Here is a 22527-nt window from a genome sequence, read left to right on the forward strand (position 1 = left end):
AACCCAGGAGACAAAGCACCATGAACGTTCCACACCTCTTTGGCCGCGTGGCAATCGCTGCCAGCGTACTGTTTAGCAGTCTGGCCGCACAGGCCACCGAGTTCCGCTCGTCCGATATCCATCCCGAGGACTACCCCACAGTGCTGGCCGTGCGTCACATGGGCGAGACGCTGTCCAAGGCCACGGGTGGAAAGCACAGCATCAAGGTCTATGCCAAGGGCTCCCTGGGCATCGAGAAGGACACCATCGAACAGACCAAACTGGGCGCCATTGCCATGACGCGTGTCAACGTTGCGCCCATGAACAACATCTGCCCCGCCACCATGGTGCCTACCATGCCCTTCCTGTTCCGCGACAAGGAACATATGCGCAAGGTGCTGGACGGCGCCATCGGCGACGAGATCCTGAAGGATTGCGAATCGCAAGGTTTCGTGGGCCTGGCTTTCTACGACAGTGGCGCACGCTCGATCTACACCGTCAAGAAGCCCGTCAAGACACTGACCGATGTCAAGGGTATGAAGGTGCGCGTGCAGCAGAGCGACCTGTGGGTGTCGCTGCTCGAAGCCATGGGTGCTAACGCCACCCCGATGCCCTTTGGTGAGGTTTACACAGCGCTCAAGACCGGCTTGGTAGATGCCGCCGAAAACAACTATCCCAGCTACGAGAGCTCACGCCATTTTGAAGTTGCCAAGTACTTCAACAAAACCGAGCATTCGATGGCGCCCGAGATCCTGATGTTCTCCAAGCGCGTATGGGACACCCTGAGCGCCGACGAGCAAAAGGCCATCCGTGCTGCAGCCAAGGAGTCGGTGGGTTTCATGCGCAAGATCTGGGACGAGCGTGAAGAAAAATCCTTGGCCACCGTGAAGGCTGCCGGTGCACAGATCGTGGAGGTCGACAAGGTCGCGTTCAAGGCCGCCATGAAGCCCGTGTATGAAAAGTTCTTGAAAGACCCCAAGCTGCAAGACATGGTCAAGCGGATTGACGCGGTGAAGTAATAAGAACGATGTTCCCAGGGGTAGGCACCACACAGGACGTAGCCCGCCGTCTTCCCATCTCCTGTTTTTTGAATGTCCACTATGTATACGCGACTCTGCGCTTTCATTGCGCGCTCCTGCCTGCAACTTGGGGTAGGGGGGCTCGTTTTGCTGGTTTGCGCGGTGCTCTACCAGGTCATCGGTCGCTACGTGTTTAACGACACGCCGACTTGGGCTGAGAGCGGCGCCGTGCTGCTTGTGCTCTACGTGACGATGTTGGGCATGGCGGTGGGGGTGCGTGACGCAGGCCACATCGGACTCGAATCTTTCCTGGTGTTGGCGCCCGACTGGCTGCGCGTCAAGCTCGAACTGCTGATTCATGCGCTGGTGCTGTTGTTCGGCATTGTCATGGCCTGGAACTGCGGCGTCCTGGCCGAATCGGTCGCGCCTTACAAGATCCCTACGCTCGGTATCTCCGAAGCCTTCAAGTACGTTCCGCCTGCGATGGCTGGAGTGCTGGTGGCCATGTTCTCACTGGAGCACATCATCGCCATCCTGCGCGGCGTTGAGGTCGAACCGGCCTGGCATTGAGCGTTTCCGTGCCTGCCTGACTTCCCCACCCTAACGTCCTCACAAAGATTCCACCATCATGGCGTTGACCATCCTCTGCGTGACCTTCACGCTTTTGCTGCTGCTGGGCGTACCCGTGGCCTTTTCGATCGGTCTGTCGTCGCTGGCCACCATCCTCTACGAAGGTCTGCCGCTGGCCGTGGGCTTCCAGCAGATGATTTCGGGCATGAACCCGTTCTCGTTCTTGGCGATTCCGTTCTTCATCTTTGCGGGGGAAATCATGATGTACGGCGGCATCGCCGACCGCATCGTGGTCTTCGCCAAGAGTGTGGCTGGCCACGTGCGTGGCGGCCTTGGCATGAGCAACGTGCTCGCCTGCACTCTGTTCGGCGGCGTCTCGGGATCGCCCGTGGCCGACGTGTCTGCCATGGGCGCTGTGCTCATCCCGCAGATGAAGAAAGAGGGCTACCATGCGGACTACGCAGTGAACGTGACGACCCACGCCTCGCTGGTTGGTGCGCTCATGCCCACTTCGCACAACCTCATCATCTTTACGCTGGCCGCCGGCGGCAAGGTGAGCATCGCGGCGTTGATCCTCGCCGGCATCGTGCCCGCGCTGCTGCTCACGGTGTGTAACCTACTGGCTGCCTACCTGGTGGCTGTCAAACGCGGCTACCCCGCGGGCACCTTCCCCGGCTGGGAGATCGTGTGGATCTCATTTCGGGCATCGGTCCCCGGCCTGGCCGTGGTGGTCATCATCATTGCAGGCATTCTTTCGGGGGCCTTCACGGCCACAGAGTCAGCCTCAGTGGCGGTGGTCTGGGCGTTGTTGCTCTCGGTCTTCGTCTACAAGAAGCTCACGCGCGAGCAGTTCCTCAAGGCCGCGTCCAAGGCCGTCAAGACCACGGGTACCGTACTGTTGCTGATCGGCATCTCGTCCATGTTTGGCTACCTCATCGGGCTGTACGGCGTGGCAGAACTGACCGGCGAAACCCTCAAGTCCATGAGCACCTCGCCTTGGGTCATCTTCCTGTGTGTGAACATCATCCTATTCATCCTGGGCACGTTCCTCGACATGGCGGCCACCATCCTGATCTGCACGCCGATCTTCCTGCCCATCTGTCAGCAGTTCGGTATGAGCACTGAGCAATTCGGCATTGTGATTCTGATCAACTGCGCGCTGGGCCTGAACACGCCGCCCGTTGGCACTACACAGTTCATCGGCTGCACCATTGGCGGTATCTCCGTCGGCGAGGTAATGAAGACCATCTGGCCGTTTTACAGCGCGCTCATAGTGGCGCTGATGCTTGTGACCTACGTGCCGCAGTTCTCCATGTGGCTGCCCGACCTGGTACTTAGGTCTGGTGGATGATCATGCGGTGCAACACCCGAAGTGAAAATGAAGTGAACGACCCGATGCGAGAACCTCTCACCATCCGCATGCATGTGCAGGACAACGTCGCCATTGTTGCCAACGACGGCGGCTTGACGGTTGGCACGGTGCTACCCGAAGGCGTGCCGGGCGCGGGCGTCACCTTGCGCGACAAGGTGCCCCAGGGCCACAAGGTTGCACTGCAAGACATCGCCGAGGGCGGCGTGGTGCGCCGCTACAACGTGCCCATCGGCTACGCGCTGAAAGACATACCGGCAGGCAGTTGGGTGCACGAACGCCTGCTGCAAATACCCTCAGCCCGCGCGCTGGAGGGCTTGCCCATGGCAACCGTCAAGCCGCCCGTGCTGGAGCCGCTCACGGGCTACACCTTCGAGGGCTACCGCAATGCCGACGGCTCGGTGGGCACGCGCAACATCCTGGCTATCACCACCACCGTGCAATGTGTGGCGGGTGTGGTGGCCCTGGCGGTGCGCCGCATCAAGGCTGAGCTGCTGCCCCTGTACCAGCAGGTGGACGACGTGATCGGCCTGGAGCACACCTATGGCTGCGGCGTGGCCATTGATGCGCCTGGCGCCATCATTCCCATCCGCACCCTGCGCAACATCAGCCTCAACCCCAACTTTGGTGGCGAGGTGATGGTGGTGAGCCTGGGCTGTGAAAAACTGCAGCCCGACCGCTTGTTGCCGCCGGACAGCTTCCCAATCACCGACGAGCGCGACGCAGCGCTTGGCCCCGAGACGGTGTGCCTGCAGGCCGACCACCATGTGGGCTTCATGTCCATGCTGGATGACATCGTACAAAGCGCTCGCCCACATTTGGAGCGCCTGAACGCCCGCCGCCGTGAGACCTTGCCTGCCAGCGAGCTGGTGTTGGGCGTGCAGTGTGGCGGCAGCGATGCTTTCTCGGGTGTCACGGCCAACCCGGCCGTGGGTTTTTGCGCCGACCTGCTGGTGCGTGCGGGCGCCACGGTGATGTTCAGCGAGAACACCGAGGTGCGCGATGCGGTCGAGCAGCTCACCAGCCGCGCCGCCACGTCCGAAGTGGCAGAGTCAATAGTGCGTGAACTGGGCTGGTACGACCAGTATCTCGACCGGGGCCGCGTGGACCGGGCCGCCAACACCACACCGGGCAACAAGGCCGGGGGGTTGTCCAACATCGCCGAGAAGGCCATGGGATCCATCATCAAGAGCGGCACCGCGCCCATCTCGCATGTGCTGGCACCGGGTGAGAAGCTGCGCCCCGATCAGCGCGGCCTGGTCTATGCCGCCACGCCCGCCAGCGACTTCATCTGCGGCACATTGCAACTGGCCGCTGGCATGAACCTGCATGTGTTCACCACCGGCCGGGGCACGCCCTACGGCCTGGCCGAATGCCCCGTGGTCAAGGTCGCCACGCGCAGTGACCTGGCCCGCCGTTGGCATGACCTGATGGACATCAACGCTGGCAAAATCGCCGACGGCGAAGCCAGCATTGAGCAATTGGGCTGGGAGATGTTCCACCTGCTGCTCGACGTGGCCAGCGGCCGCAAGAAGACCTGGGCCGAGCACTGGAAGCTGCACAACGCGTTGGTGTTGTTCAACCCCGCGCCGGTGACCTGAAGCGCGCTGGCCGGAGGGCTGGCGCACCCGCTTTACCGGTCTGTCGCCGTACCAGCATTCAACGGAGGTGACCCATGGATATATCCCACGCACCGAGCACCGATTGGAAAGAAGTTGTCGCCCCCGACGAAGCACAGCGTTTTGCCGGGTATGCACGCCAGTTTGCCGAACTCCAAGCGCGCAAGTCGCAGATCTATGGCAAGGGAAGGGCCTTGCATCGCAAGCAACTCACCGCCGCACGCGGCCAGTTGCAGGTGCTGAAGGGCCTGCCTGCGTTTGCGGCCCACGGGCTGTTTGCACGGCCGGGGCAGCACGATGTGCTGGTCCGCCTGAGTAACGGAGGCATGGACGACGCCCCTGACCGCAAACCCGACATCCGGGGCTTTTCCTTCAGTGTTCTGGGTGTGCAGGGCGACTCTGCTTTGGGCAACGGGCCCGCCAAGAGCCAGGATTTCGCGCTCATCAACCAGGAGAAATTTGCTTTCCCGCAGAGCGCCGAGTTCGTGGACTTTGTCGTGGCGGCGTCGCATGGCAGCGGCGCGCTGCTCAAGCTCCTGGTTCAGCGCCACGGGGTGGTGGGCGCTCTCAAGCAGATCGGCAAGGCGGCGAAGACTTTCAGCCGGCCTTTTGGTGGCTTTGCAGCCTACGCCATGCACAGCGCAGCGCCCATTGCGTGTGGGCCCTATGCGGTGCGGGTGCGCCTGGCACCCCATGCATCCAACGGCGCGCCAGTGGCCCAGGCGCAGGACGATTGGGGCGCAGAGTTCTCGGGCCGTCTGCGCCAGAACGACCTGCAGTGGGATCTGCAGTTGCAGCCCTTTGTGGACGAAGCCACCACCCCCATCGAAGACGCCAGTGTGGATTGGCCCACGCCCTACACCACCGTGGCGCGGCTGACCTTGCCTGTGCAAGACACTGCAGCCGACCCGGCGCTGGCTGCACGGGTAGAGGCCGCTGTGTTCGATCCCTGGCAGGCGCTGGCGGCGCACCGCCCGCTGGGCGATGTGATGCGCGCCCGCAAGGTGGTGTATTTTGAAAGCCAGCAGGGGCGCGGAGCGGCGTAGCCCAGTGCCTCTTTTACCTGGGGAACTGCCCCTCGCGTCCCAATTGCGCACCTAAGTTTCGTCTAAGTGTTGGCGCCCACACTGCTTTCCATCATCCACTGACTGGAAAGCAGAACCTCATGAACACACTCACATCCACCCCCCGCCGCTTGATCCTGGCCCTGGTGGCCGCAGGGGCCGTGGGCGCTACGGGCGCCGGTCTGATTGCCGGGCACCCGGCACTGGCGTCTGCGTCTTCTACCCCCGTCGCAACGCAGGCAGCCATGGCCCCGGCCGCCGCGCTGCCCAGCTTTGCGCAGATCACTGCGCAGAACGGCGCGGCCGTGGTCAACATCAGCGTCACGGGCAGCAGCAAGACAGCCATGGCTGGTGACGACGAGGACGGTGAGGGACAGCCCGCCACCCGCCAGCGCCGGGGCCCGCAAATGGACCCGAGCGACCCGTTCTACGAATTTTTCCGCCAATTCGGAATCCCCGGCGCGGGCGTGCAGGGCCAGCCCAACGTGCCGACGCACGGCCAGGGCTCCGGCTTCATCGTGAGCGCGGACGGCCTGGTGCTGACCAACGCCCATGTGGTCAAGGGCGCGAGCGATGTCACTGTCAAGCTCACCGACCGGCGCGAGTTCCGCGCCAAGGTGCTGGGCTCCGACCCCAAGACCGACGTGGCCGTGCTCAAGATCGACGCCAAGGACTTGCCCACCGTGCGTTTGGGCAGCACACGTGACCTGCAGGTGGGCGAGTGGGTGCTGGCCATCGGTTCGCCCTTTGGCTTTGAAAACAGCGTGACGGCCGGTGTGGTCAGCGCCAAGGGCCGCTCGTTGCCCGACGACAGCCTGGTTCCCTTCATCCAGACCGACGTGGCCGTGAACCCCGGCAATTCGGGCGGGCCGCTGTTCAATGCCCGTGGCGAGGTGGTGGGCATCAACTCGCAGATCTACAGCCGTTCGGGCGGCTACCAGGGCGTGTCGTTTGCTATCCCCATTGAACTGGCCGCCAAGATCAAGGACCAGATTGTGGCCACGGGCACGGTGCGGCATGCACAACTGGGCGTGGCTGTGCAAGAGGTCAACCAGGCCTTTGCCGAGTCGTTCAAGCTCGACAAGCCCGAAGGCGCGCTGGTAGCCAGCGTTACCAAGGGCAGTCCTGCCGAAAAAGCGGGCCTGCAGCCCGGCGACGTGATCCGCCAGGTGGATGGTCAGCCCATCGTCGCGTCTGGCGATCTGCCCGCCTGGGTGGGCCAGGCTCTGCCGGGGCAGCAGGCTCGCCTGTCGGTGTGGCGCCAGGGCAAGCCTCTGGAGTTGACCGCCACCCTGGGCGATGCCAGCGACAAGGCCACCAAACAGGCCCGCAATGACGATGCCGTGGGCAAGGGGCAGCTGGGCCTGTCACTGCGGCCGCTGGAGCCTCAGGAGCGTCGCGACGCAGGTGTGAGCGAAGGCCTGGTGATCGAGCAGGCGCGCGGCCCCGCCGCAGCGGCTGGCGTGCAGCCAGGCGATGTGCTGCTGGCCATCAACGGAGCCCCTGCCAAGGACATCGAGCAGGTGCGCTCAGCCATGGCCAAGGCGGGCAAATCGGTGGCGCTGCTTATCGAGCGCAATGGCGACAAGATCTTTGTGCCGGTGCGCCTGGGTTGAGTGAGATGGTGGGGCCGAGCGGGCGCCCACCATCAATACTTCAGCCGTCCGCGCGAATCCAGGATGCCGATGTCCACATACGTGCCACCCGTGTTCCCGCGTGAAAAATCGACCGCGAAGCCGCCAATGTCCAGGGGCCCGGCAGCGCGCAGCGCCTTGGCCAAGGCGGGGCCGCTGGGGTTGGCTGCGCGGCGGGCCGCTTCGGCGAACACGCGGGCCACCACGTAGCCCTCGAGGTGAAATTGAGCGTACTCGGTGATTTTGGGATGCGCGCTGAGCATGGCGGCCTGGAAGTCGCGTTGCAAAGGCAGCACGATGCCCGTGGCGTTGGGAAAGGTCTGCACCAGGGCCACGCCACGGCCGTTTTGCTCGGTGGCCTTGTTGACCAGTGCGGGGGATGCATACGACAGCGCAAACAGCGAATGCGTGACGCCCGCGCTGCGCAACTGGGCGATGCCATTGGCCATGAACCAGGGCGCGCCCAGCACCAGCGTGGCTTGGGAGTTGAGGCCGCGCACCTTGGCGGCGCCAGCTTTCAGCGATGCGGGTTCTTCCGATGCCTCGACGGCCTCAATGGTCACGCCAGCGCGTTCCGCCGCCGCCTTGGCCATGGCCAGGCCGGAGATGCCGGTGGGGATGTTCTGGTGCAGCACCGTCACCCGGACCTGGCCCACGGTCTTGACGTGGGCAAAAACCTTTTCGATCTGCTGGCGGTCGCCCGCGCGCACGTGCATCAGTTGCGGGTGTCCGGGCTCGCGAAAGCTCTCGGCACCCGGCACGGCATTGAGCACCAGCAGGTCGGTCTGGTCCAGCAGTTTCTCGGTCAGCATGTGCTTGATGAGGATCGACCCCACGGGGCTGAGCAGCGCCACAGCCTTTTGCTGCACGGCTTCGCGAAAACGCTGCGCGAAGCCGTCAGTGGTGTAGCCGTCGTCCAGCGAGAAGAAGCGAATGCGCCGCCCGCCGATACCGCCGCGTGCGTTGATCTGTGCAAAGCAGGCCTGGGCGCCTTCGTAGAGCTGGCTGGCATCCTTCACCGGAATACCCGTGAACGGCCCGATCTGCGCCACCACCCACTCATCCGCAGCGGCGGCAAGCAAGGGGGACGACAGGCCTACGGTGGCGGCGGCGCCTTGGCACCAGAGACGGCGATTGATCATGGAGTGCTCCTTTTGTTGTTACTTTTTCTTGTCAAGCGGAGCCAAATCGCGCATTTCCCATGGTTGAGGCGTGAGCTCACCCCGGAAAATCTGCGGGTTATTTGATTTCGCACAAGTTTTGATGAGCGAGACCCTATCATTTAAGGTGTCACTTGGGTGACAGAAATATGCGGCGTTGTTCGCTAGCAACCGTTGCTGATCTGCACGGTTCAAAACCTGCTATGAGGCTTGGCAACCCCATGACTTTCGAGTTTGGAGGATGGCTGTCTCCCGCTGGGCGCACCACCTCACCATTGGCTATGCTTGGCAGCCATGCGCCTGTTGTTAGTTGAAGATGACCCCATGATCGGCGAAGCTGTGCAAGACCTGCTGCGCGCCGAACATTACGCTGTGGACTGGGCGCGCGACGGCGACGCGGCCGACACAGCGCTGCGCACCCAGTCTTACGATCTCGTGCTGCTCGACCTGGGCCTGCCCAAACGCGATGGTTTGGCCGTGCTGCGCGACCTGCGCACCCGCAAGGACCGCACCCCTGTGCTGGTCGCCACTGCCCGCGATGCCGTGGCCCAGCGCATCGAGGGGCTGGATGCAGGGGCTGACGACTATGTACTCAAGCCCTACGACCTCGATGAACTGCTGGCCCGTATCCGCGCCTTGCTGCGCCGTGCTGCGGGCCGGGCCGAGCCGGTGTACGAGCACAAGGGTGTGTGCATCAACCCCGCCACGCGCGAGGCCACGGTGCAAGGCGTGCCGGTGGTGCTGTCGGCGCGCGAATGGGCGGTGCTGGAGCCGCTGATCGCCAGGCCCGGCATGGTGCTGTCGCGCCAGCAGCTCGAAGACAAGCTCTACGGCTGGGGCGATGAAGTCAGCAGCAATGCAGTGGAGGTCTATGTCCATGGCCTGCGCAAGAAACTGGGGGCGGAGGTGCTGCTCAACGTGCGTGGTGTGGGTTACCTGGTGCCGAAGGCATGACGGTACGACGTATTCAGACCCTGCGTGCGCTGCTGCCGCGCTCCCTGCGCATGCGGCTGCTGGTGTTTCTGCTCGCGGCCATCGTGCTCGCGGGGGCTGTGCAGGGTGCTCTGGCCTATCGCGGCGCGCTGGCCGAGGCCGATGTGCTGTTCGACTACCACATGCAGCAAACCGCGCTGGCCCTGCGCGCAGGCTTGCCCGCAGATGCGCAGGGCATCGGCACTGCGCCCGCGCCCGAGGACGAAAACCACGAATTCATCGTGCAAGTCTGGACCAATGAGGGCCTGCGCATTTTCGAATCCGCTGTGGGTGCGGCCTTGCCGCAGATCGCCGTGCTGGGTTTTACCAACGTGCAGGCGCGCGGCGGCACTTACCGTGTGTTTTCGATGCAGACGCGCTCGCAGGTCATTCAGGTGGCGCAAAACATGGCCGTGCGGCGCGACATGGCCCGCAGCCTGGCGCTGCGCACGCTGGCGCCGCTGGCCTTTATGGCGCCGTTGCTGGTGTTGGCCGTGTGGTGGGGCGTGAGCCGCTCGCTGGCCCCGGTAGAGCGTGTGCGCCGCCAACTGGCACAGCGCCAGGCCGACGACCTGTCGCCCGTGAGTGATGCGCAGTTGCCCGACGAAGTACAGCCCCTGGTGAGCGAGCTCAATCTGCTGTTCGAGCGCGTGCAGCGTGCCTTTGATGCGCAGCAGCACTTCGTGGCCGATGCCGCCCACGAACTGCGCTCGCCCCTGGCCGCGCTGCGTCTGCAATTGCAGGGCCTGCAGCGTGCAGGTGACAGCGCCGCGCGCGCCGCAGCCATCGACCGCTTGTCGGCCGGCATCGACCGGGCCACGCGGCTGGTGGAGCAGCTCTTGACCCTGGCGCGCCAGGAGGCCAGTGTGGGCAGCCCCACCGCGCGCATGGAGCCGGTGGACCTGCAGGCCGTGGCACGGCTTGCGTTGGCCGACGCGGCCCCTGCGGCACAGACACGATCCATGGACCTGGGGCTGCTCGAATCCGACCCGGTTTCGGTGCCTGGCAATGCGGAAGCCTTGCGCATGCTGGTGCGCAACCTGCTCGACAATGCGATCAAGTACACACCGCCAGGAGGCCAGGTGGATCTGCAAATCCGGCGCACAGATGAAGCTGGCGGCAAGGGCGCACAGGGCGCGCTGCTGACCGTGGAAGACAGCGGCCCCGGCATTGCCGAGGCGCACCGCGCCCGTGTGATGCAGCGTTTTGTGCGGGAGACGGCTGACGGAGCCACGGGCAGCGGCTTGGGGCTGGCCATCGTGCAGACCATTGCCCAGGCCCATGGGGCCACGGTGGTGCTTGGCACGTCCCACCGCCTGGGCGGATTGCGGGTCGAAGTACGTTTTGAAGGAGGTGCTGCGGTATGACCTGGTTTGCCGTGCTCTCTGGCCTGGGGCATGCGGTTTTGGCCACGGCGGGCCTGCTGGTGTATGTGCTGGCCACGCGGATCGGGCACCAGCGCAGGCACCCATCTGCGGCGCTCGGTTGGGTGGTGGCCATGGTCGGGTTTCCGTATGTGGCGCTGCCGTTGTTTCTGCTCATCGGCACGCGGAAGTTCGTGCGCCCTTTGCGGCGCCCTCGTGGTGCCGTGGCCGCGCCCTCTCCAGACCGGGAGACCTTCACCAGTGCGGTGTGGGCCACCCAGCTTCTCGCATGCATGGAGCTGGCGCCCGCCGTGCCCAACCAATCCATCCGATGGCATGCCGATGGGGCTGCCGCACTGCTCGGACTCATGCGCACCATCGATTCGGCATCGCACAGCCTGGACGTCTGCACCTTCGTGTTTGCCAACGACGAGATCGGCAACCAGGTGGCAAAGGCGCTGCTGCGTGCTGTAGAGCGGCGTGTGGTGGTGCGCCTGCTGGTGGATGCGGTGGGCAGCATGCATGTGCCCCAAAGCATGCTGCGGCAACTGCAGGAGGGCGGCGTGCAGGTTCAGCGCTTCATGCCCTTGTTCCACAATCCCATGCGGGGGCGCACCAACCTGCGCAACCACCGCAAGCTGGCGATTGCCGACCGGCAGTATCTGTGGAGTGGAGGGCGGAATCTGGCGGTCGAGTATTTCATCAGCAAGCCCGGACGGCCTGCGTGGGTTGACTTGAGCTATGAGGTCCATGGCCCCCTGGCAGAGATGGCGGCAGCGCAGTTCACCGGTGACTGGCTGGCCGCCAGCGGCCGACCCACGGGCCCAGCGGCCGAGACGGCGCCCCAAGCGCCGGCACCCGACAATCTGCTCGCCTCCAGCAGCGGCGCCGGGCATGCGTGGGCCCAGTGGGTGCCCAGCGGGCCCGACCATGCCGATGACACCGTGCACACACTTTTGCTGGCTGGCGCTTATCAGGCGCAGCGGCGTATCGTGGCCGTCACGCCTTATTTTGTGCCTGACGATGCCTTGCTGGAGGCCTGGTGCCTGGCCTGCCGCCGTGGTGTGCAGGTTCGCCTGCTGGTACCCCGGCAGTCCAACCACCGTCTGGCCGATTGGGCGCGCGAGCGTGCGTTGCGCGAACTGGCGGCGGCGGGCGCCCAGGTGTGGCTTGCACCCGGAATGGTGCACGCCAAGGCCGTGATCATCGACGATGACCTGGCGCTTTCGGGTTCGCTGAACCTGGATGCGCGCAGCCTGTTCCTGAACTACGAGGTCATGGCGGCGTTTTATGGTGAGGATGAGCTGGACTGGCTCTCGCACTGGTGTGACGGGCAGATCGCACAGGCCCAGCCTTTCCAGGCGCGCAAACCCTCATGGATGCGCGATGTGGGGGAAGGGATCGTGCGGTCCGTGGGCTTTCAGCTATAGATGGCCGTTCGGCATGCCATGAGCACCGTGCAGGGAACCATCACATGAACTTCATCGTCGTGGGGGCAGGCGCCATTGGCTGCTATGTGGGCGGGCGCCTGGCCGCGCAAGGGAATCCCGTGTGCCTGGTGGGGCGACCCCGCGTGCTGGCGTCCATCGCACAAGAAGGCCTGCGGGTGACGGACCTGGATGGGTTTGATCAGCAGGTGCCGCCCAGCGCCTTGCAATTGGCCGCCACCTTGGCAGAGGTCGAGCTCCCGCCTGGCAGTGTGGTGCTGCTTTGTGTCAAAAGCGGCGCCACAGAAGCCGCAGCGCGCGAGCTGGCAGCGGTTTGTGCGTCTGGCACGCCTGTCATCTCGCTGCAGAATGGCGTAGACAACGTGGCCCGCGTTGCGGCATTGGCACCGGACCTGAATGTGCTGGCGGGCATGGTGCCGTACAACGTGGTGCTGCGTGGCGCCCATGTACACCGCGCCACCGCTGGCCACTTGCAGCTGCAGCGTGATGCCGTTACAGAGCGCATCGCGCCGCTGCTCGACGCCGCAGGCCTTGCCACCGTGTTGCCTGCTGACATGCGCGCCGTGCAATGGGGCAAGCTGCTGCTCAATCTCAACAACCCTGTCAATGCATTGTCGGATTTGCCCTTGCGCCAAGAGCTGCTCGACCGCGACTACCGTCGTGTTTTCGCCGCACTGCAGTCCGAAGCCCTGTGCGTGATGGCACGCGCGGGCATCACGCCCGCCAAGGTCACGGCCGTCTCGCCCACGCTCATGCCCCATGTGCTGCGGCTGCCCAACTGGCTATTCATGCGCCTGGCAAAGCGCATGCTGCAGATCGATGCCCAGGCCCGCTCGTCGATGTGGGACGACCTGGAGGCCGGGCGCGTGACCGAAATCGATGCACTCAGTGGCGCGGTGGTGCGGCTGGCGCAGCAGCACACCATGGCCGCACCGCTCAACACACGCATGTGCGAGCTGCTGGGCGGCCCGCGCCAGCGGCTGTCGGGCACGCAGATGCGCCAGGCGCTGGGGCTGTGATCAGGCGGCTGGCAAAGCCTTGCCCAGCGGCACGCGCAGCCCGGTCTTGAGGCAGCCCAACGCCACCGAGGTGCGAAACCGTCGCACGTTGTCATCGCTCTCGAACAAACGCTGCGTCAGCGCCTCGTAGTCTTCCATCGACGCCACGGTCACCACCAGCAGATAGTCCGCTTCGCCCGTTACGCTGTAGCACTGCTGCACGGCGTCTTCGGCCGCAATGCGCGCGCGCAGCGGCGCCGTGCGGTCGGGGCGCTCGTTTTCCAGATGGATTTCGAGCACGATGGTCAACGGCATACCCACCTTCACCGGGTCGAGAACAGCCACGTTGGCCCGGATCACGCCACTGTCTTTCAGTCGTTGGATGCGCCGCTGCACAGCGGGCGCCGACAGGTTGACCGCCTGCGCGATCAAGCGCTGGGGCGTGGTGTTGTCAGCCTGCAGGATGTCCAGGATGGCGAGGTCAAAGTGGTCGAGCGCAGAAGGAGCAGCCATAGGGACTCCGGTAAGGTGAGCGAAAGTTGCACATACACCTTGAAAATCGAGCAAAAAGCATGCGCTGATCGCACTATATTTTCATGCATGAGCGCTTCACGATTCCACCGTTTTATCCCCTTCCTCGCCGTCCTGGGCTCTGTGACCGCGCTGGGCATTGGCACCTCCTGGGCCAAGCACTGGCTGTTTCCATTGGTGGGTGCACAGGGCACCACGGCCGTGCGGGTGGGGTTTGCAGCCCTGCTGGTGCTGTTGCTGTGGCGGCCCTGGCGTTGGCACCTGTCGCGGGCCGATGCCCGCGCCATCGCGCTGTATGGCGCGGCGCTGGGGGGCATGAACCTCATGTTCTACCTGTCGCTGCGCACCTTGCCGTTTGGCCTGGCCGTAGCCATTGAGTTCTCGGGCCCGCTGGCTGTGGCTATCTGGTCGTCGCGCCGCGCGGTGGACTTTGTGTGGGTGGCGTTGGCCATGGCCGGGCTGGGCATGCTGTTGCCGTTGGGCCTGAACGGCAGCATGCTCGACCCTGTGGGCGTGATGTACGCGTTGGGCGCTGCCGTGTTCTGGGCGCTGTACATCGTGTTCGGCAAGCGCGCCGGGCATTTGCACGCAGGGCATACGGTGTCGCTGGGCTTGTTGGTGGCGGCCCTGGTGGTGGTGCCCGTGGGCGTGGTGCACGCAGGCGCAGCACTGCTGTCGCCAGCTGTGCTGCTCATCGGCATGGCGGTGGCGGCGGTCTCTAGCGCCATCCCGATATCGCTCGAAATGATGGCCCTGAAGCGCCTGCCCAAGGAGGCCTTCGGCATCATGATCAGCATGGAACCCGCCGTGGCCGCCGTGCTGGCCATGGGCCTGCTGGGCGAGCACCTGAGCGCCATCCAATGGCTGGCCATTGGATGCATCGTGGCAGCGTCGATGGGCAGCGCCATGACTGCAGGGCGGCCAGTGGCGGCGGGGGCGCAGCAGCCGCAGGCGGCATGATGGGATGCTGGACGGAAGGCCATGGTGCCCGGGCCTTTGGGTGACGGCCTATCTGAACGCGGAAGCCTTGTAGCGATAGCGCTACTTTTTTTATAGCTGCTTGCGCTTGTATATAAAGCGCTAGAGGCCTTTTTGACCATGAATCTGGTCCCCTCGACAGGAATCGAACCTGTATCTAGCGCTTAGGAGGCACTCGTTCTATCCATTGAACTACGAGGAGGCGAGACAGCCGGGCATTGTAGTGGTGGTGCGGATGCCTTCCGGGGTGTGGGCCTCAGTCGTACTTCACGGTGTAGATGATGTCCACCGCGCTCTTCTCGCCGGTTTGCCCGCGCAGGGTGATGCGGCGTGAGAGGTCGTAGAAGATGTACAGCGTGCCCAGCGTGCCCGACAAGCTGCGTTCGTAGGTCACGTACAGGTCCGAGGACAGGCGCTTGCCGAAGGTGAGGGCGGCGGCGCTGGCGTCGTCACCGGCGCCGCGGAAGCCGATTTCATCGAGGCCCAGGCGGCTGGCGGCGTTGGCGGTGGGGTTTTTGCTGCCGTTGCGGCCCAGCAGGGCGAGCGCGGCCTGTTGCAGCATGGCGCCTTCGGCTCCGCCCGCAGATGCACTGCGGCCCAAAACCACCCATGAGAGCTTTTCGGCGTCAGGCAGGTCGGGGTCGGAGTAGAGCTTGACGCGCGGCGCCTGTGCGCTGCCGGTGACTTGCACCCCGGCGCGCACGCTGATGTTGGGGCGCAGCGCCAGGATGTCGAGCGAGGGGTTGTTGTAGGGGCCGTTGAAGCGGATCAGGCCCGTCTCCACGTCAAGCACCTGGCCCCAGGCGCGGTAGCGGCCCTGGTCGGTGCGCACCTCGCCTGTTACGCGGGGTGGGGCGCCGGGCACGGCGCTGCTGCGAATGTCCAGCTCGCCGGTCAGGCGGGTGGTGATGCCTTGGCCCTGCAGCGCAAAGTCCTGCCCCAGGTTCAGGGTGATGGCAATGTCGGGGGGCTTGGCGGTTTCTGCCTGGGCGGCAGCTTGGTTGGCCTGGGCTGCTGCCTGGGCCTTGGCCTGTGCTTCACGGTCTTTGACGGCCGAGCGCACCACCACGTCCGCGCCCAGGCTGGGGGCCGATTCGTCGGGCAGGATGATGGTGGCGCGGTCGGTGGTGAGCTGGCCGCGCAGGCTGATCTGCCCCTGCTGCAATTGCGCCTGCAATTTGCCCGACACGCTGACCTGGCGGTCGGCGCGTACCAGCACCTGCAGGGCCTTGGCCTCGGCCTGCAGCGACATGGCGATGCCCGACTGCCCCGTGCGCGCTGCTGCGCTGCTGTCGCCCCAGGTGATGCGGCCTGTGGCGGTGAGCGTGCCGCCGTCCTGCGGCGCTGCCGTGCGGTTGCCGCTGAAGCCTGTGATGCGTGCGCGGCTGCCGTGCCCGCCCTGCAGGCGGAACTCGGTGATATTGAGCTGGTTGCCCTGCAGCGTGGCGCGCAGGCGGCCGCCCTGCAGGTCCACGCCATCGACCACCGAGCGCAGGGCCATGTCGTCGGCCCCCAGCGTGCCCGCCCAGCGAGGGGCGTCGCGCGTGCCCGACAGTGTGGCGCTGGCGTCGAGCGTGCCACGCACGCGCCAGCCGGGCGGTGCCAGGGCTGACCACACGCCCACATCGGGCAGGCGTGCGCGCAGGGTGCCAGCCAGGGGGGCGTTGGCGGCCCAGGGGTCCGCACCGGCGGCGGGGAGCATGCTGACGCGGGTGTTGGCGCTGGCGTCGATCTCTCCTGCGCGGTCGCTGGCCCAGACCAGGCGGGCGCGCACAGCGTCGCCTTCGGCTTCGACAGAGATTTCCGCCTGGCGCACGCCCGCCGGGGTGCCTGGGGTGCTGGCCTGGCTTGTTTCTGTGGCCACGGCGGTGGTGGCTCCCGCGCCGGTGCCCTGGCCCCGGCTCTGCACGGCGGTGACGGCCGTGGCGTCGCCCGCCAGGATGCGCAGGTCGCCACTGGCGCGGCGCAGGCTGGCGCTGGCGCGCAGGGTGTCGCCCATGGTGTCCACGCTCCATTGCCCGTCGATCACGATGCTGCTGGCCAACCCCATGCGCGCCAGCAGCGGCTGGGTGGGACGGCGGCCTGCGTTGCTGGAGGTTGCGGGCGTTTCTTCGCCCAGGCCCAGCGCATCAACCCAGGCCGTGGGCAGGCCCTGCAGCGTGCCCTGGGTCTGCAGCCGGGGCAGTGTGCCTCCCGTGGCGGCAGGGGACCAACGCACGGGCAACCAGCGTAGCGCCACGGTGCCGGGCAGGGGCCCGGTGAGGCGCGCCTGGCCTGCCGATGTCTGCAGGCTGAGGGCGGGTGAGGTGGGGCTGGCGGATGCGAATGTGGTGCGCACCGTCATGCTCAAGGGTTCGGACAGTTGCAAGGCCCAGGGGCCTGGACGCTGGGCCGCTTGCGCCTGCAGGCGCAGTGTCTGGATTTGCGCCTGCCACTGCCCTGCGGCTGCCAGGGATCCAGAGATGCGGGTCTGCAGCGTGGCGTGCGCGGCCTGGGGGGCGGGGGTGCGCAGTTCGCCCGATAGCGCGAGGCTGGCCTGGGCCAGGCTGCCCGAGAGTTCGGCTTTGATGGCGCGCAATTGCAAGGTTTGCGCGGCGGTCCCGCTGGCCACGCCGCCTTCCGTGGTGGTGGTGGGCAGTGCCAGGTCCAGTTGTGGCGCATTCAGCGTGGCCTGCAGCTCGAACGTGTTTTGGCTGCGGGGCAGCGCGTTGCCAGTGCTGGCGGCTTGCAACTGCTGGGCCAGCGTTTGCCAGCCGCCCTTCCAGCGGGCGCTGAGCTGTGCCGCGCCCTGGGCGCTGGCGCCTTGCAGCGTGCGCTGCAGGTCCGCGCCGACCAGCGGCAGGCCCGTGAGCCAGCGCTGGGTGCGTTGGGGGTCGCTCCACTGCAATTGCAGGTCGCCCGCACCGGTCTGGGCCGCCAGCGTGCCTTGGGCCTGTGCGGTGGCTCCGGGCACGGTCACGCTGATCTTGCCCTGAGCGGATTGATTGCCCAGCGCTACGCGCAGGCCGGTGGCCTCCACGCGGGCCTGCAGGGCGTCGAGCAGCAGGCGGTCCAGCTGCACGGTGCCACCGGCGGGGGCCTGCCATGTGCCTTGTGTGCTGAAGGCATTGATGCGCAGCGGGGCCGTGCGCTTAGCGTTCTCGGTGGTTGCAGGCGCGGCGGCGCGTACATCGGCACTGAAGCGCACGCCATCGCCCTGCGTTTGGGCGCTGAGGCGGCCCGAGAGCGGGGCGGCGGCCAGCAGGGTGTGCAGGGCATCGGGCCGCAAGGCGCGCAGTTCGGCTTGGCCGTCCAGAGCGTGGGTGGCGGGGGTGTAGTGGCCCTGGGCCGTGATGCTGCCCGCGCCGACCTGCAGCGTGGCGCTGGGCACTGTCCAGCGCGTGCCGTCGTAGTGGGCGCTGGCCTGCAGGGCGGTGAGGGGCAGGCGTGCCTGGTCCCAGGGGCCGGGCAGGTTGTTGCGCAACTGTGCCTGCAGGCTCCAGCCTGCGGCCGTGCCCGGCGTGGGCCCGGCCTGCACCGTGCCGTGCAGTTGCGTGGCGGGGGCCTGCGGCCACAGCGCAGCCAGATTGACGGCTTGCAGCGTGGCGCTGGCCGACTGCAGGGGCTGCGGCGCCCAGGGGGCCAGCGCGGCTTGCACCTGGGCTTGCATGGAATCGTTGGCGGAGGGCGCAGGGGTGACCTGGGCCTGTAGCTGCAGTTGCGCATCGGCCGTGGCCAGCGTGCCTTGCAACGTGGCCTGCGCGCCGAGGTGCAGGTCTGCGCCGCCGCCGGGGACAGCGGTGTGGATGTCTCCGTTCACGGTAACGTTCAGGGCCATAGGGGCCAGGGCGTCCAGCGCGGCATGCGCGCTGTAGCGGCCCTGGGCCAGCTCCACACCGCCGATGTTCAGCCGGTGCTGGCGGCCGTCGAACCGGTAGTCGCCCTCCAGGCCCAGGGCCTCTACGGCAGGCGGCCCGGCCCATTGCAACTGGTCCACGCGAAACGGCACGCTCAGTTGCAGCGGCAGCACCAGCTCGGTGAGGGGCGTGGGGGGGGGCGAGGGTTCGGTGGTGGGCAGGGGGGTGAGTTGCACGCGTGCTGCATGCACTTCGCCAAGCTCCAGGCGGCGCTGCAGCAGGGCAGGCAGGGCCAGTTGCCAGCCCAGGCGCAGGTCGGTCACTTCCACCGTCAGGCTGGGGCTGCTCCAGCGCAGCCAGCCAATGCGTCCGCCGCTGCGCAGCGAACCTGTGGTGTCGCGGCTTTCGAGCTTTTGCTCTGCGGGCAGGGCCTGCGCGGCTTTGGCGAGCACGGTGGCCAGCGATGTATTGCTGCCCGTCCACCACCACAGCAGCGCTGCAGCGGTGATGAGCAGCACGGCCAGCACCAGCAGCAGCCTGCCCAGGGCACGCAGCACGCGGGTGGCCCGTGGGCGTTGTGGTGGTGGCGGGCGCCGGGCCGACGACGACCCGGCGCTGAAATCCGACGCGCGGGGGCGGGGCCTGGTGGGCGGGGTCGGTGTGTTCATCGCCATCAGAAGCTGAACCCCAGGCGCAGGTGCAGGCGCACCTCTTGGGTCTTGATACCGTAGGCCAGATCGGCCTGCAGCGGGCCCACGGGGCTGCGCCAGCGCACGCCAGCGCCCACGCCCACGCGCGGGCTCAGGTCGCCGGTGCGGTCGGCCACCGCGCCCGCGTCGATGAACAGCGTGCTTTCCCAGTCGGTCATCGCGCCGCCATAGACGATGGGGCGCTGCCATTCCACGCTGCCCACCGCCATGTAGCGGCCGCCGTAGAGCTGGCCGTTGTTGGTGCGCGCGCCGATGCTGCGGTAGCCATAGCCGCGCACGGTGGTGTCGCCGCCGGTCAGAAAGAGCTGCGTCACGGGGATTTCCGCGCCTTCGCGGGCGAACACGGCGCCTGTCTCGGCGCGCAGCGAAATGCGGGCGTTGCGGCCTGTGCCTGCGTCGTCCACCACGCGCCCGGCAGGGATGAAGGACTGCCAGCGCAGCAGGGTGCGCACAAAGGGGTCGCGCTCGGGCCGCAGCGTGGTGCCCAGTCCCAGCTCCACGGCCAGGCCATGGCCGCGCGTGGGGGCGGTGGGGTTGTTGAAGTAGCGGCCGGTCCACCCGTAGTTCACGCTCACCGCGGTGCTGGTGACGGGGGCATCCACCCCCTGGCTGTTGGCGTAGTCGTACTGCAGGAAGTAGTTGCGGTCGATGCTCTTGGTGGTTTTACTGCGGCCCGCGCGCAGGCGGGCGCTGTTGACGTCGTAGTCGCCGGTGGCTTCGCGCTGCATCTGGCCGCCCGCGAACCAGCGCCAGCCGTTGTTGTTGGGCAGATCGGTCCACTCGGTGCTGGCCAGTTTGGTTTCGCGGTCGAGCGCGAGCTTGGTGACGGCGCGCCAGCCCAGGCCCGGCATCTGGTTGTGGATGTGCTCCAGCGACAGGCGCGCGCCGCTGTCGGTGGAGAAGCCAGGCCCGAACACCAGCTTTTGCAACTGCGCCTCGCGCACCTGGGCGACCACGGGCGCGGCCAGTGGCTCGGTGCCTTCGGTGTCGAGCGTGAGGAACACGGAGTCGTAGTAACCGCTGCTGGCAAGGCGCAGTTGGGCGTCCAGCATCTCGGCCTCGTCGTACACGGCGCCCGTGGGCAGGCGCGCCAGGCGCCGCGCGCCATCGCTGTCGTAGCGCTGGCTGCCTTCCACACGCAGCGGGCCGAAGCGGTAAACGGGGCCGGGGTCGTAGTCCACGCTGAGCTGTGCCTGGTGCTTATCGGCATCGACCTCGGCCCGGCTGTGGGCAATGCGCGCCGTGGGGTAGCGCCGCGCTTGCAGCCGACGCAGGCCGTCGGCCTTGGCGTCGTCCCAGGCAGACTGGGTGAAGGGCTGTCCGGGGGCGAGCGACCAGTTGCGCTGCACGCGCTGCTGCTGGCGTGCGTGGCTGGCTGCGTCCGCATCGGTGGTGGATGTGGATGTGGCGGCGGGGTCGGCCACGGTGATGTCGGCGCTGGCGATGTGGGTCTGCGGACCGGGTTCCACGGTCACCGTGACGGTGCGTGGGGTGGTGGTGTTTTCAGGCGTTTCGGTCAGCTCCACCGTGATGGTGGGCGCGAAGTAGCCCAGGGTGCCCAGCAGCTCGCGGGCGTTGGCGTCGGTGGCGCCCAGCAGGCGCTGCAACTCGCTGGCCTGCAGATCGGGCAGATTCCGAAAACGCAGCAGCTCCAGGTGGCGCTCCAGCAGTTCGCGCACGGCCTTGTTGGGCGCGCGCACGTCCACGGCAAACGATGGGGATGCGGGCTCGGAGGTGGTAGCGCCGGATTCTTCGCTCGCCAAATCCTTGTTGTTGTTCCCCAAAGGCAGCAGGCTGCAGCCCTGAAGGCCCATCGCGCCGAAAAGCAGCAACGCCGACCATCGGGCCGGCGTTGGGAGGATGGCGATAGAACTCAGGGCGCGAAAAATCACGGTAGAAGGGAGGATGAAGGGCCTGGCAACAAAGAAATAAGAAAGAGGGGCGCGCGGTGGCGCCTGCCACCACGTCGCCACACTATGCCCGGAAAATCGCAGACCGCCTGTCAGACAAAGTCACTCAATCCGTCCGGTTTTTTGCCATGCCGGTGTCTGCATGGGCCCCAAGCCACTGGCAGGAGATGGAGTGGCCTATTTTGACAGCAGCCGCATCGTCTCTTCGAGCCCTTTGAGCGACAGCGGGTGCATGCGGTTGCCCACCAGTTGCTGGATGATGCTGATGCTCTGTCGGTATTGCCACACGCCCTGGGGCTCGGGGTTGATCCACGCATGTTTGGGGAAGGCGTGGGTGAGGCGCTGTATCCACTCGGCGCCCGCTTCTTCATTGTTGTATTCCACACTGCCGCCGGGCTGCAGGATCTCGTAGGGGCTCATGGTGGCGTCGCCCACGAAGATCAGCTTGTAGTCCTTGTTGTACTTGCGGATGATGTCCCAGGTGGGGAATTTCTCCGCGAAGCGGCGGCGGTTGTTCTTCCACATGAAGTCGTACACGCAGTTGTGGAAGTAGTAGAACTCCAGGTGCTTGAACTCGGTTTTGACGGCGGAAAAGAGTTCTTCCACGCGCTGGATGTGTTCGTCCATGGTGCCGCCCACGTCCATCAACAGCAGCACCTTCACGTTGTTGTGCCGCTCGGGCACCATCTTGATATCGAGGTAGCCCGCATTGGCCGCCGTGCTGCGGATGGTGTCGGGCAGGTCCAGCTCCAGCTCATGGCCTTCGCGCGCGAACTTGCGCAGGCGGCGCAGCGCCACCTTGATGTTGCGCGTGCCCAGTTCCTGCTGGTCGTCGTAGTCCTTGTAGGCGCGCTGCTCCCACACCTTCACGGCACTCTTGTTCTTGCCCGCGCCGCCGATGCGGATGCCCTGCGGGTTGTAGCCGCCGTGGCCGAATGGGCTGGTGCCGCCCGTGCCGATCCAGCGGTTGCCGCCTTCGTGGCGCTCTTTTTGTTCTTCAAGGCGCTTCTTGAGCGTCTCCATGAGCTCGTCCCAGCCCATCTTCTCGATGGCCGCCTTCTGCTCGGGCGTGAGTTCGTTTTCCAGGATCTTGCGCAGCCAGTCGGCGGGGATCTCTTTGGTGAAGTCGGCCACCATCTCCACACCCTTGAAGTAGGCGCCGAAGGCTCTGTCGAACTTGTCGTAGTGTTTTTCGTCCTTGACCAGCGTCAGGCGCGAGAGGTTGTAGAAATCGTCCAGGCTCCATGCGTCATCGGACTTGGGGCCGACCACGCCAGCCTGCAGGGCTTCGAGCAGCGTGAGGTATTCCTTCACGGACACCGGCAACTTGGCCGAGCGCAGGGTGTAGAAGAAGTCGATGAGCATG

The 22527-nt window shown here is 66.0% G+C and carries 16 protein-coding genes and 1 tRNA gene; 11 read left to right on the plus strand and 6 right to left on the minus strand.

The features are described from left to right. The first annotated feature begins 20 nt into the window (after positions 1-20). The 6 genes from Q0105_RS11290 to Q0105_RS11315 all read left to right on the plus strand — a co-directional run bounded on the left by Q0105_RS11290 (position 21) and on the right by Q0105_RS11315 (position 7236). Complete coding sequence (locus Q0105_RS11290) at positions 21-998, plus strand: TRAP transporter substrate-binding protein (RefSeq protein ID WP_298211792.1); 978 nt, start codon at positions 21-23, stop codon at positions 996-998. A gap of 81 nt (positions 999-1079) precedes the next feature. Further along, a complete protein-coding gene (locus Q0105_RS11295; protein WP_298211793.1) occupies positions 1080-1568 on the plus strand; it encodes a TRAP transporter small permease in 489 nt (162 codons plus the stop codon). Positions 1569-1626: 58 nt separating this feature from the next. After that, on the plus strand, positions 1627-2919 hold the full coding sequence (locus Q0105_RS11300) for a TRAP transporter large permease (protein ID WP_298211794.1): 1293 nt from the start codon (positions 1627-1629) through the stop codon (positions 2917-2919). A 44-nt stretch (positions 2920-2963) separates the two neighbouring features. Continuing rightward, positions 2964-4538: a galactarate dehydratase gene (gene garD, locus Q0105_RS11305; RefSeq protein ID WP_298211795.1), complete on the plus strand. Its 1575-nt coding sequence runs from the start codon at positions 2964-2966 to the stop codon at positions 4536-4538. 74 nt (positions 4539-4612) lie between these two features. Next, entirely contained in the window at positions 4613-5602 is a 990-nt protein-coding gene (locus tag Q0105_RS11310; protein WP_298211796.1) for a catalase, read from the plus strand. Positions 5603-5721: 119 nt separating this feature from the next. Continuing rightward, positions 5722-7236: a DegQ family serine endoprotease gene (locus Q0105_RS11315; RefSeq protein WP_298211797.1), complete on the plus strand. Its 1515-nt coding sequence runs from the start codon at positions 5722-5724 to the stop codon at positions 7234-7236. Positions 7237-7268: 32 nt separating this feature from the next. Here Q0105_RS11315 and Q0105_RS11320 read toward each other — a convergent pair whose 3' ends face one another. Further along, complete coding sequence (locus Q0105_RS11320) at positions 7269-8396, minus strand: ABC transporter substrate-binding protein (RefSeq protein ID WP_298211798.1); 1128 nt, start codon at positions 8394-8396, stop codon at positions 7269-7271. Between the two features lie 312 nt (positions 8397-8708). On the opposite strand from Q0105_RS11320, the gene Q0105_RS11325 reads away from it, so the two are divergent. Genes Q0105_RS11325 through Q0105_RS11340 form a run of 4 tightly spaced genes read left to right on the plus strand, consistent with a single transcriptional unit; the run spans position 8709 to position 13217 of the window. After that, positions 8709-9368 (plus strand): response regulator transcription factor, encoded by a 660-nt coding sequence (locus Q0105_RS11325; RefSeq protein ID WP_298211799.1) that lies wholly within the window; start codon positions 8709-8711, stop codon positions 9366-9368. Continuing rightward, positions 9365-10753 (plus strand): ATP-binding protein, encoded by a 1389-nt coding sequence (locus tag Q0105_RS11330; RefSeq protein ID WP_298211800.1) that lies wholly within the window; start codon positions 9365-9367, stop codon positions 10751-10753. Before Q0105_RS11325 ends, Q0105_RS11330 begins: the two co-directional genes overlap by 4 nt. Beyond that, complete coding sequence (locus tag Q0105_RS11335) at positions 10750-12180, plus strand: phospholipase D-like domain-containing protein (RefSeq protein WP_298211801.1); 1431 nt, start codon at positions 10750-10752, stop codon at positions 12178-12180. The genes Q0105_RS11330 and Q0105_RS11335 overlap by 4 nt, the downstream gene beginning before the upstream one ends. Positions 12181-12224: 44 nt before the next feature. After that, positions 12225-13217 (plus strand): 2-dehydropantoate 2-reductase, encoded by a 993-nt coding sequence (locus tag Q0105_RS11340; protein WP_298211802.1) that lies wholly within the window; start codon positions 12225-12227, stop codon positions 13215-13217. Here Q0105_RS11340 and Q0105_RS11345 read toward each other — a convergent pair whose 3' ends face one another. After that, positions 13218-13709: an Lrp/AsnC family transcriptional regulator gene (locus tag Q0105_RS11345; RefSeq protein ID WP_298211803.1), complete on the minus strand. Its 492-nt coding sequence runs from the start codon at positions 13707-13709 to the stop codon at positions 13218-13220. It lies immediately after the preceding gene. Between the two features lie 87 nt (positions 13710-13796). Here Q0105_RS11345 and Q0105_RS11350 point away from each other — a divergent pair, with 87 nt between their 5' ends. After that, positions 13797-14687, plus strand: coding sequence for an EamA family transporter (locus Q0105_RS11350; RefSeq protein ID WP_298211804.1), 891 nt, complete (start codon positions 13797-13799; stop codon positions 14685-14687). A 145-nt stretch (positions 14688-14832) separates the two neighbouring features. Here the strand turns inward: Q0105_RS11350 and Q0105_RS11355 are convergent. The 4 genes from Q0105_RS11355 to Q0105_RS11370 form a co-directional block, all read right to left on the minus strand. After that, positions 14833-14907, minus strand: a tRNA-Arg gene (locus tag Q0105_RS11355). Between the two features lie 54 nt (positions 14908-14961). Then, positions 14962-19209 (minus strand): translocation/assembly module TamB domain-containing protein, encoded by a 4248-nt coding sequence (locus Q0105_RS11360; RefSeq protein ID WP_298211807.1) that lies wholly within the window; start codon positions 19207-19209, stop codon positions 14962-14964. A 5-nt stretch (positions 19210-19214) separates the two neighbouring features. Then, positions 19215-21065, minus strand: coding sequence for a BamA/TamA family outer membrane protein (locus tag Q0105_RS11365; RefSeq protein WP_298211854.1), 1851 nt, complete (start codon positions 21063-21065; stop codon positions 19215-19217). Positions 21066-21338: 273 nt separating this feature from the next. Further along, entirely contained in the window at positions 21339-22526 is a 1188-nt protein-coding gene (locus Q0105_RS11370) for a VWA domain-containing protein (protein ID WP_298211808.1), read from the minus strand. Position 22527 lies beyond the last annotated feature (1 nt).

Source organism: Acidovorax sp. (genome assembly GCF_027492855.1).
GTDB lineage: Bacteria > Pseudomonadota > Gammaproteobacteria > Burkholderiales > Burkholderiaceae_C > Acidovorax.

What these genes read in the sequence shown, in the direction of transcription:
- Q0105_RS11365 (WP_298211854.1), bottom strand. Translation starts at nt 21,065, where the DNA reads ATGGGCCTTCAGGGCTGCAGCCTGCTGCCTTTGGGGAACAACAACAAG.
- Q0105_RS11290 (WP_298211792.1), top strand. Translation starts at nt 21, where the DNA reads ATGAACGTTCCACACCTCTTTGGCCGCGTGGCAATCGCTGCCAGCGTA.
- Q0105_RS11295 (WP_298211793.1), top strand. Translation starts at nt 1,080, where the DNA reads ATGTATACGCGACTCTGCGCTTTCATTGCGCGCTCCTGCCTGCAACTT.
- Q0105_RS11335 (WP_298211801.1), top strand. Translation starts at nt 10,750, where the DNA reads ATGACCTGGTTTGCCGTGCTCTCTGGCCTGGGGCATGCGGTTTTGGCC.
- Q0105_RS11360 (WP_298211807.1), bottom strand. Translation starts at nt 19,209, where the DNA reads ATGAACACACCGACCCCGCCCACCAGGCCCCGCCCCCGCGCGTCGGAT.
- Q0105_RS11315 (WP_298211797.1), top strand. Translation starts at nt 5,722, where the DNA reads ATGAACACACTCACATCCACCCCCCGCCGCTTGATCCTGGCCCTGGTG.
- Q0105_RS11345 (WP_298211803.1), bottom strand. Translation starts at nt 13,709, where the DNA reads ATGGCTGCTCCTTCTGCGCTCGACCACTTTGACCTCGCCATCCTGGAC.
- Q0105_RS11370 (WP_298211808.1), bottom strand. Translation starts at nt 22,526, where the DNA reads ATGCTCATCGACTTCTTCTACACCCTGCGCTCGGCCAAGTTGCCGGTG.
- garD (WP_298211795.1), top strand. Translation starts at nt 2,964, where the DNA reads ATGCGAGAACCTCTCACCATCCGCATGCATGTGCAGGACAACGTCGCC.
- Q0105_RS11320 (WP_298211798.1), bottom strand. Translation starts at nt 8,396, where the DNA reads ATGATCAATCGCCGTCTCTGGTGCCAAGGCGCCGCCGCCACCGTAGGC.
- Q0105_RS11300 (WP_298211794.1), top strand. Translation starts at nt 1,627, where the DNA reads ATGGCGTTGACCATCCTCTGCGTGACCTTCACGCTTTTGCTGCTGCTG.
- Q0105_RS11330 (WP_298211800.1), top strand. Translation starts at nt 9,365, where the DNA reads ATGACGGTACGACGTATTCAGACCCTGCGTGCGCTGCTGCCGCGCTCC.
- Q0105_RS11325 (WP_298211799.1), top strand. Translation starts at nt 8,709, where the DNA reads ATGCGCCTGTTGTTAGTTGAAGATGACCCCATGATCGGCGAAGCTGTG.
- Q0105_RS11310 (WP_298211796.1), top strand. Translation starts at nt 4,613, where the DNA reads ATGGATATATCCCACGCACCGAGCACCGATTGGAAAGAAGTTGTCGCC.
- Q0105_RS11340 (WP_298211802.1), top strand. Translation starts at nt 12,225, where the DNA reads ATGAACTTCATCGTCGTGGGGGCAGGCGCCATTGGCTGCTATGTGGGC.
- Q0105_RS11350 (WP_298211804.1), top strand. Translation starts at nt 13,797, where the DNA reads ATGAGCGCTTCACGATTCCACCGTTTTATCCCCTTCCTCGCCGTCCTG.